The 8,881-nt window shown below is 69.5% G+C and carries 8 protein-coding genes; 3 read left to right on the top strand and 5 right to left on the bottom strand.

Going from position 1 to position 8,881, the window contains the following annotated elements:
- Nucleotides 1-325 precede the first annotated feature (325 nt).
- Nucleotides 326-814 carry a hypothetical protein gene (locus tag H5J30_RS09745; protein ID WP_181787009.1) on the bottom strand — a complete coding sequence of 163 codons (489 nt, stop codon included), beginning with the start codon at nt 812-814 and terminating at the stop codon, nt 326-328.
- A gap of 14 nt (nt 815-828) precedes the next feature.
- Nucleotides 829-2,274, bottom strand: coding sequence for an NsdA family TPR-like regulatory protein (locus H5J30_RS09740; RefSeq protein WP_181787007.1), 1,446 nt, complete (start codon nt 2,272-2,274; stop codon nt 829-831).
- 191 nt (nt 2,275-2,465) lie between these two features.
- Between H5J30_RS09740 and H5J30_RS09735 the strand changes: the two genes are divergently transcribed.
- Nucleotides 2,466-2,612, top strand: coding sequence for a hypothetical protein (locus H5J30_RS09735; RefSeq protein WP_181787013.1), 147 nt, complete (start codon nt 2,466-2,468; stop codon nt 2,610-2,612).
- A complete protein-coding gene (locus tag H5J30_RS09730; protein WP_181787005.1) occupies nt 2,613-3,791 on the top strand; it encodes a methyltransferase domain-containing protein in 1,179 nt (392 codons plus the stop codon).
- Nucleotides 3,792-3,910: 119 nt separating this feature from the next.
- Here the strand turns inward: H5J30_RS09730 and H5J30_RS09725 are convergent, their stop codons facing one another.
- The 3 genes from H5J30_RS09725 to H5J30_RS09715 all read right to left on the bottom strand — a co-directional run bounded on the left by H5J30_RS09725 (nt 3,911) and on the right by H5J30_RS09715 (nt 8,409).
- Entirely contained in the window at nt 3,911-6,259 is a 2,349-nt protein-coding gene (locus tag H5J30_RS09725; RefSeq protein WP_181787003.1) for a glycoside hydrolase family 95 protein, read from the bottom strand.
- A gap of 214 nt (nt 6,260-6,473) precedes the next feature.
- Nucleotides 6,474-7,757 carry a glycoside hydrolase family 99 protein gene (locus tag H5J30_RS09720; RefSeq protein WP_309505480.1) on the bottom strand — a complete coding sequence of 428 codons (1,284 nt, stop codon included), beginning with the start codon at nt 7,755-7,757 and terminating at the stop codon, nt 6,474-6,476.
- Between the two features lie 193 nt (nt 7,758-7,950).
- Nucleotides 7,951-8,409 (bottom strand): Lrp/AsnC family transcriptional regulator, encoded by a 459-nt coding sequence (locus H5J30_RS09715; RefSeq protein WP_181787001.1) that lies wholly within the window; start codon nt 8,407-8,409, stop codon nt 7,951-7,953.
- 62 nt (nt 8,410-8,471) lie between these two features.
- Between H5J30_RS09715 and H5J30_RS09710 the strand changes: the two genes are divergently transcribed.
- Nucleotides 8,472-8,881, top strand: a 410-nt coding sequence (locus tag H5J30_RS09710; protein WP_181786999.1) for an AzlC family ABC transporter permease, incomplete at its 3' end; no start/stop codon positions are given.

The following is an 8,881-nucleotide window of genomic DNA, read 5'->3' as shown; positions in this document are numbered from 1 at the left end:
AGCAGGGGCACCAGGGCGAGCCCGAGGAGCCGCTTGCGCCGCGGCGAGCTGGGACGACGGGGGAACGCGGAAGTGGTGTGCTCCCGGACGCGGGAGGTCTCGTATCCATGGACGCCATCCTCCCGACGCCGACACCCCACCAGAACCCGAAAAACCCCCGCCCCCACGTAGCGCCACCCCCGCCCCAAAAACCCAGCTAGCACCACCCCGGAGCACAGGGCTCACGAATTCCTGTCTGCCGCGACTACACCCCGATTCAGCTTTCCTACCGAGGGTCAATGTGCGCCACGCCGGGGGTATCCGAAGTCCCGACGGCAGGGGCCGGCTAGCCTTGCCTTGCTGACCCTTCAGGCCAGATCACATCGACCGGCAAGCCGATTCTGCGGGCCTCAAGCACGGTGTCCGCGGTGCCGCCGCCCTTGCCGCTGGGGGGCCGGCCGTCCCATACCGCGACGAGCCGGTCTGCGCGTCTCAGCAACTCGGCGTTGGCCGCCTCGTACGCCCGACGGGTCGCTGTCTCGAACGGCATGACAACTACCTCGTGGGCTGCCTCGGCCAGGAGATCGAATGTTGCGGTGTGTTCGGGCTTGACCTTCGTCTGCCGGTAGTCCTTGGAAGGGATCACGGTGATCAGTCGGCCACCAGCCTCGACGACTGCACGGGCGAAGAGACTGTCGGCCCCGGCCGCGATGCAGGACACGCCGACCAACTCGGCGGTGTCATACGCAGCGACCAGTTCTTGCAAGGCGCCTTGCACCAGGGTGATGGTCTCGGTCTGCAAGTCCATGTGCCCGGTCACTGCCAGGGTCGTCACATTCAGCCCCATCGTCAGTTCGCCAGCAGTTCGCGGATCCTACCGCGCGCCTCGCGAACGGCCGATGAAGCACTGTGACCAACGGTGTATGGGTAGAGATCGGCGAGTTGGTCACGGACTCGGCTGGACCGGGTCTGCGTGGCGGCTTCGACTGCCTGATATGTGTGCTCGGCGGCTGTGGTGATGTCGCCCATGAGGAACGAGCACTCTGCGAGGCCGATGCGGTCGAGTGCATGGCTGCGCCCCGCACCGGGATGGCGCGTCTCCAGCGCTCGTCGGATGTGCTCGGCCGCCGCTTCCGCGAACCGCTGTGGCTCGTGACGTGCAAGGTCGAGAAATCGGCCGCCGGTCACACCCGCCAGTTCGGCTTCGGTGAAATAGGCGATCCAGTACGGTTCTTCCTCCGGCTCGGCATGTGAGAGGGCTTCTGCCGCCCGTCCAGTAGCGCGCTGGAATGCTTGCGTACGCCCCATGCCTGCGTAAGCCCATGCCTCCCGAGTGTGCAGCATCGCGGTGACTCTTGGGCCGATCTTGCCTCGCGAGCCGTCCTGCGCCAAGCGCACCAGTTCCAAAGCATCCTGCGGGTTTCCGCGATAGGCCATCTGCCTTGCCATTCCCGCCAGTACGTTGGCACCGAAAGCAGTGTCATGGCCTGCATGCGCGGCTCGCAGGGCGAGGCGGTAGTAGTCCTGGGCACGCTGTTGCATGCCTGAATCCCATGCCATGGTTGCGGCAGTACCGGCGAGCTTGGCCATCACACGGAGGAGTCGCCGCTCGATCGTGGAGGTCTGCTGTTCTTTCAGTGTGGAGGCCACCTCGTTCAGCTGGCCGAGCACCGCTTTGCGATGCAGTGCGCCGCCGACTTGGTGGTTCCACTGGCGGAAAACGCGGGTGATCGTCTCCAGTTCGTCCATCTCGCGGGAACCGAGTCGTCCTTGCCTACGGAACGCCCCGCCGCAGCTTGCCGGCTGTAGCCAGCCCTCCAGGCGGTCGAGCAGCCCGGACCCGGTGAGCCCGGCGCTTGTCAAAGTGCGAGTGATCGTTCGCCTGTCCATCATGAGATCGCTCTTTGTGAGGTGTGCAGCCAGGTCCACCGTGACCCCCATGCTCCAGGGGGCATCATCGGACTGATCGACTGGTGGAGTGGGCGGTTCGTTCTCGTACGTCTCACTGTCCCCCTCCCAAGGCCGTGCTGCCAGGCCCAGCATGCTGCCAGGAATTCGAAGACCGTCCGAGATTCGGCAGACCACGTCGAAAGAAGTGATCTGCTGCTGACCGCTGATGATCGTGCTGACCTTGCCTGGGGTGAGCACGCACGCAGCCGCAATGCGGTTCTGGCTGATGCCGCCGTACTTCTTGATCAGTCGGAAGGCTGCGGCGAAGTCGTGTTCGATCAGCGCGCGCCGTAGGTCGTCACGAGTGAGGAGTTCGGCGGACAGGCCGGGAGTCTTGGGGTTCATGACGTCGGCTTCCGGGAGCGGTCTCAGGTGGGCGTAGCTTCTCCGGTACAGAGCGTGAGTGTATTCCCCTCTCGGTAACACCGGCTGGTGATCCCTTGAGCCCCTGCACCTGGCCATGCTCGATACGTACCAACGCCGAGGCGCGCTCGCGGTTCAGGAAGCCGGAGCACAGTGAGTCGAGGAGGATGGTCATGAGGATGAACGCGCAGTGGTGGCGGTTGATGGCGGAGGGCGGCAACCCGCAGGATGACAGCGACAGCGGGAACAAGCACGGCGGTGGCGGCTCGGACGAGGGCGGCAACACCAACGATGGCCAGGGCCCGGCGGACGGACGCTGAATGACCGCGCACGAGGTTGCGGAGACCGGCCCTGAGCGGCTGGTCTCCGTGTTACTGGACAAAGGGGTGCTGACCTCCGACTGGCTGCCCGCTCTTCAGGCGGTGCCCAGGCACCTGTTCGTGCCGGATGTCATCTGGCCGGGGCAGGCGGGGATGAACCGCCCGAATGATCGCGTGATCCGCTCCGCGGAACCGGAGTTGTGGTGGGAGGCGGTCCACCGGGATGCGCCGATCACGACGCAGTGGGATGACGGCGCCTACACGGGGCCCGGCACGGGCAAGATCCCCTCAAGCTCCAACTCCATGCCTTCCATGGTCTTTTCCATGCTCGGGGCGCTGGACGCGGACGACGGGCACCGCGTGCTGGAGATCGGCACCGGTACGGGCTGGAACGCCGCGCTGCTGGCGCACCGACTCGGCTCACGCAACGTCGTGACCGTGGAGGTGGATGAGTCCGCGGCAGCCGCGGCCCGCGCCCGGCTGGCGGTGGTCGGGTGCGATCCGGTGACCGTGGTCGGTGACGGCGGCCAGGGGTATGCGCCGCAGGCGCCGTACGACCGGGTGATCGCGACGTGTTCCGTCAGCTGGCTCCCGGCCGCGTGGATCGAGCAGACCAGGCCGGGTGGCGTGATCGTCGCCCCGTGGGGGCCGACCTACGGCGGGGAGGCCGTCGCCCGGCTCACCGTGGCCGACGACGGCACCGCATCCGGCAGGTTCGTGGGTTCGTCGGCGTTCATGCGGTTGCGGGCACAGCGGACCACCCGCCGCCACGTGCATGACTACCTCAAGGGCCGCCCGTGGCCCGCGGACGGGACCAGGTCGGTGACCTCGTTGTCCCCGGACGCTGTGGGCGACTGGGTGGTGATGTTTGCTATCGGGCTCCAGATCCCGGCGGCGTTTCCGTGGATGGAGACCTACCCGGACGGCTCTTACACACTGTGGCTGCGTGATGCGGCCGTCACCTCCTGGGCGACGGCCGACTACGGACCGGACGGCAGTGAGTACGAGGTGGTGCAGTCCGGCCCCCGGAAGCTGTGGGATGAGGTCGAGACCGCCTACCGCTGGTGGGTCGGGCACGGCTGTCCCGGCTTCGACCGATTCGGACTGACGGCCGGCGCACACGGTCACTCCGTCTGGCTCGACACCCCTGACCACCCGGTCCCCGTGGCCTCCGGGTAAGCCCCCGCCCGCCTTCCGTGCTGGATTCGCAGCCGGTGGCGGGTTCGTTGCGACCGGTCCGGCCCGCCCCGGACCCGGGCCCGCGGCGCACATCGCGGGCCCGGGTGGTGGGTGGGTGGTCAGCCGCCGTAGGTGTAGGTCTGGCCTGCTACGGCGTCGATGACCTCTTCGCCGCCGGGGAGCAGGTCGCTGCGCAGGGTGAGTTGGCGGGTGCGGCTTGCGTGCAGGGCTATGCGGGTGGCGCGGCCGCCGGACCAGGTGATGTCGAGCGTCGCGCCGCCGCGGGCGCGCAGGCCCGTGACGGAGCCGGCGGGCCAGGCGCCGGGGAGGGCGGGGAGGACTTCGATGGGGCCGTGCTGGCTTTGCAGGAGCATTTCCGCGATGCCGGAGGTGGCGCCGAAGTTGCCGTCGATCTGGAACGGCGGGTGGGTGTCCCACAGGTTCGGCAGGGTGGAGGACTTGAGTTGTTCGCTCAGCATCTTGTGGGCGTGGTTGCCGTCGGTGAGCCGGGCCCAGAAGTTGATCTTCCAGGCTTTGCTCCAGCCCGTGCCGCCGTCGCCGCGCGCCGTCAGCGACACCTTCGCCGCCTCCGCCCACTGGCTGCCCACCTCGATCTGCCGCCCCGGGTGCAGGGCGAAGAGGTGCGAGACGTGCCGGTGGTCGTTGTTCTGGTCGTCCAGGTCCGCCTTCCACTCCTGCAACTGGCCCCACGACCCGATCCGCAGCCCCGGGTCCAGGTCGGCGAGGGTCTGCTCCAGGCGCGTACGGAAGTCGGGGCTGTCGCCGAGGGTCTGCGCCGCTTCCAGCGTGTTGGTGAGCAGGTCGTACACGATCTGCTGCGACATGGAGCAGCCCGCGGTGAAGTTGCCCTGCTCGGGGGAGTAGCTGGGGGTGACGACGAGCTTGCCGTCGCGCGGGTCGGTGCGCAGGTTGGCGAGCCAGAACTCGGCGGCCTCCTTCATCACCGGGTACGCGGTGTTGCGCAGGTAGTCCGTCGAGCCGTCGAAGCGGTAGTGCTCGTACAGCTGCTGCGTCAGCCAGGCCGCCGCCTCCGGGAACCAGAAGGACGACGCCCAGTTGTGCACGCCCGTGAAGCCGAAGGGGTTGGTCTCGTTGTGGACGACCCAGCCGCCGGAGGTGTAGATCTCCTGCGCCGAGACCCGGCCGGGGGCGCGCAGGGCGTCGACGAAGTCGTCGTACGGGCCCGTGGTGTCGGCGAGGTTGGTGACCTCGGCGGGCCAGTAGTTCATCTGGAGGTTGATGTTGACGTGGTAGTCGGCGCTCCACGGCGGGTTGGTGACGTTGTTCCACACGCCCTGGAGGTTCGCCGGCGTCGACCCGGGCCGGGACGAGGCGATGAGCAGGTAGCGCCCGTACTGGAAGAACAGCGCCTCCAGCGCCCGGTCGGCGCCGGAGCCGCCGCCGTAGCCGGCGAGGAGTTGGTCCGTGGGCTGCGCGGGCTGCTGCTGGCCGATGTCGAGCGCGACGCGCTCGAACAGCCCGCGGTGGTCGGCGACATGGCGTTCGCGCAGCGTGCCGTGGCCCGCCTGGACGGCCTGGTCGACGGCCGCGGTGACGCGGTCGTGCGGGTCGGCGCCGCGGTAGTCGGGGTAGGTGTCGGCGTAGTCGGTGCCCGCCGACAGGACGAACCAGGCGCTGTTCGCGCCGCTCACCGTCAGGGTGCCGTTGCCGGCGGAGACGTTGCCGCCCTCGGTCAGCAGCCGTATCTGCGCCTCGAAGACCAGCCCGTTGTCCTGGAGCGTGCCGCGGATCGTCAGCCGGTCGCCGCTCGCGTTTGCCTGGAAGTCGTTGCGCGGGGAGGTGTAGCGCAGGGTGAACGACACCCGCCCCGGCTGGCTCGCCGTCAGCCGGCCGACGACCACCGAGTCCGGGTACGAGACGAAGTACTCGCGGCGGTGGTCCGCCCCCTCGTGCGCGTACGCCACGGCGGCGACGCCCTCGGCGATGTCGAGGTCGCGCCAGTACGAGCCGTCGGGGCCGCCGGGCGCCGACGGGTGGTCGAGCAGCAGCTCGCCGAGGATCTGGTACGCGCCGAAGCCCTGCTTGCCCTGGCCGAGTTGCTGCGCGACCGTCTCGGGGCTGAGCTGGCCCTCGGCGTCGAGCCGGTCCTGCACGGCCTCCAGCGCGCCGGGCCGCGGCTCGCGCCAGTTGCCGAAGTCGTAGCCGCCGGCGCCGGGGCCGCCGGTCCACAGGGTCTTCTCGTTGAGCGTCAGCTTCTCGGAGCCGAGCGTGCCGAACACGCCGATGCCCAGGGCCCCGTTGCCCAGCGGCAGCGATTCGCGCTCCCAGTCGGCGGCGGGCTTGTCGTACCACAGGCGCCAGGCGTCGCCGGGGTCGGCCGCCGCGCGGCGGGCGGCGTACGCCAGGGCGGGGGTGCCCAGCGTCAGGGCGCCGGCGGCGGCGAGCGCGGATTTCACGGTGGCTCTGCGGGTGATGTCTCCGGACATGTCCACTCACCTCGAAGGTCGTTCGTGCGACGGAAGGACTCGGGGGTGTTGCGGGTGGGCTGCGGCCCGCGCTCCGGGCCCGCGGAGGGTGCGCGGTGGGCGGGCGGCGCCCGGCGGCCCGGCCGTCGCCCGGCCGGGCGCGCTCCGCCGCCGGCCCGCGGGGCGCCCCCGGGCCCGTGCGCGGGGGCGCCGGCGCACGGGCCCGGCGGCGCGATCAGGGCTGCGGCGGCGTGGGCCGGTCGGGCGTGAGGGCGAGTTCGCCCTTGAGCATCCGGCCGCCGTCGGCGGTCAGCCGCAGGTAGTAGTCCGAGGAGCACGACGTGCCGTCCTCGTCGAGCGCGCGGATGCCGGAGCCGGCCGGCACCTGGGCCGCGGTCTCGGCGGTCTTGGCGATCTGGTTGGCCTCGTTGTACTCGTCGAACATGGAGATGTAGAAGCCCGCGACCTCCAGCCGGCACTGGTTGTAGAACTGCCGCCACATCAGGTCGCCGTGCGCGCGGTGCCCGCTCTGCAGGTCGCCGGGGATGACGCACGGCTGGTAGTCGATGCCGTGCGCGTCGCAGTCGGCCTTGTCCGGGCCGTTGACGTTGGCGTAGAAGTGGTCGGCGCCGGCGACGTCGGAGATCCGGCCGACCATCCACGGCGAGATCATGTGGAAGGCGTGGTAGACGTCGAGGAAGCCGGGGCGGGAGTCGGACTGGCCGGTGCGCCAGTGCGTGGGTACGCCGCCGATGACGTAGCAGCCCTGGTCCTTGAACCAGTTGACGACGTCGAGGCAGGGACCCGGCTCGAAGGGGCGGCCGTCGTCGTTGAAGCCGAAGCCCCAGATGCACACGACGGGCTTGCCGTTCTGCACGGCGTACGCGCCGGACGACGTGTACGCGCTCATCTTCGTCGTCCAGTCCTCCTTGATCTGGGACTGCATCTGCGTCCAGGAGGTGACGTCGTACATGATGTAGAACTTCCGGCCGTGCTTCTCGGCCGCCGCGCGCACCTTCTCGGCCATGCCGTCGCGCGTGGCGCCTTCGCCGCCGAAGGGGTTGAAGCGCTGGAGGGCCGCGGTGTCGCAGCCGTTCTCGGCCATCCAGCGGAAGTGCGTGTCGACCGTCTGGTCGTCCCAGGAGGAGAACAGGGCGGCGGCTCCGCCGCCGTTGAGGTCCTGGTAGTCGGTGGGGTACGAGTCGTCGTACTCCCGCATGTCCGGCCAGGACGCGATGGTCGTGTTGTCCGGGGACGGCGGCCGGCTCATGTCGCGGCTCCAGTGCCACCACCCGTTGATGGGCGCGCCGTCCCCGGGGCAGGCGAACCAGCCCTGGTAGCCGACGGTGACCTTGCCGACCACGTCGCCGACGGGGCTCGCGGCGGGCTGCGCGCCCGCCTTCGCCGCGCCCGCGGGCTCCTCGGCGGCGCCGGCGAGCCGGGTGGAGAACACGCCGCCCGCGGCGGCGGCGGAGGCGGCGGCACCGGAGATCATGAGCTTGCGTCTGGAAATCGTCACGAGGGCTTTCCTCACGTTCGGGCCTGCGGTGGGGGAATTCCCGGCGGCGGCGAAAGGTGCCGCGCCAAGGGACGCGAGCCGTAACGTAGTCGGGCGCAAGTCGCGTAGCAAGAGATCCGACGAATTGAATTCGATTTCCCGACTCACTTCTTTGTCAGGCCATTTATTTTACGAAAGCGGGCGCGCCGGGAAATCAGTCCACGACCTTGATCTTCTTCATCGTGGGCTGCGAGATGACCCGCGCGACGCCCGGGATCCCGATGATCTTCCCGGTCTGGAACTGCTCGTACGCCGCGTAGTCCGCGACCAGCACCCGCAGGAAGTAGTCCGGCGTCCCGAACACCCGCCGGAACTCCACCACCTCGTCGTACGCGCCGATCGTCGCCTCCAGCCCGGCGAGGGTGTCGAGGTCGCTCACCGACACCTCGATCGACACGATCACTTCGAGCCCGCGCCCCGCCGCCTCCTCGTCCACCCGCGCCCGGTAGCCCGTGATGATCCCGGCCTCCTCCAGCCGCTTCACCCGCCGCAGGCAGGGCGGCGGCGTCAGGCCGACGCGGCGGGCCAGTTCGACGTTCGTGAGCCGGCCGTCCCGCTGGAGCTGGCGCAAAATTTCGCGATCAAGCTCGTCAAGTTTTCTTTCATTGCTCACAGCCGTAGCTTAGCGCCACAATCCGCAACCATATAAGCCGCGGAAGTTTCTAGGATCGACCCATGCCACGCCAGCTGCGCGCCGACCTCTCCCGGGCGCTCGCCGACTCCGGGTCGGTCGGGCTCGGCGCCTTTCCCATGGGCGTCGCGTTCGGCGTCCTCGTCGTCCACGCCGGCCTGGACTGGTGGTGGGCGAGCGTCTTCTCCGGCCTGGTCTACGCCGGTTCGCTGGAGTTCCTCCTCCTCGGCCTGGTGCTCGCCGCGGCGCCGCTCGGGCAGGTCGCGCTCACCGCGTTCACGGTCAACTTCCGGCACGTCTTCTACGCCCTGTCCTTCCCGCTGCACCGCGTCCGGGGCCGCGCGGCCAGGGCGTACAGCACCTTCGCGCTCTCCGACGAGGCGTACGCCGTCACCGCGCACCCCGCCGCGCAGTCCTACCCCGCGCGCCGCGTGCTGTGGCTCCAGGTCTTCAT

Source organism: Streptomyces phytophilus (assembly GCF_013870535.1).
In the GTDB taxonomy this organism is placed as follows: Bacteria; Actinomycetota; Actinomycetes; order Streptomycetales; family Streptomycetaceae; genus Streptomyces; species Streptomyces phytophilus.
The sequence above is the reverse complement of the archived record's forward strand: the minus strand, read 5'-3'. Positions and strand labels throughout refer to the sequence as shown.

Bases quoted from the DNA above. Each gene is read 5' to 3' on its own strand.
- H5J30_RS09740 (WP_181787007.1), bottom strand. From the start codon at position 2,274: ATGAACCCCAAGACTCCCGGCCTGTCCGCCGAACTCCTCACTCGTGAC.
- H5J30_RS09735 (WP_181787013.1), top strand. From the start codon at position 2,466: ATGAGGATGAACGCGCAGTGGTGGCGGTTGATGGCGGAGGGCGGCAAC.
- H5J30_RS09730 (WP_181787005.1), top strand. From the start codon at position 2,613: ATGACCGCGCACGAGGTTGCGGAGACCGGCCCTGAGCGGCTGGTCTCC.
- H5J30_RS09725 (WP_181787003.1), bottom strand. From the start codon at position 6,259: ATGTCCGGAGACATCACCCGCAGAGCCACCGTGAAATCCGCGCTCGCC.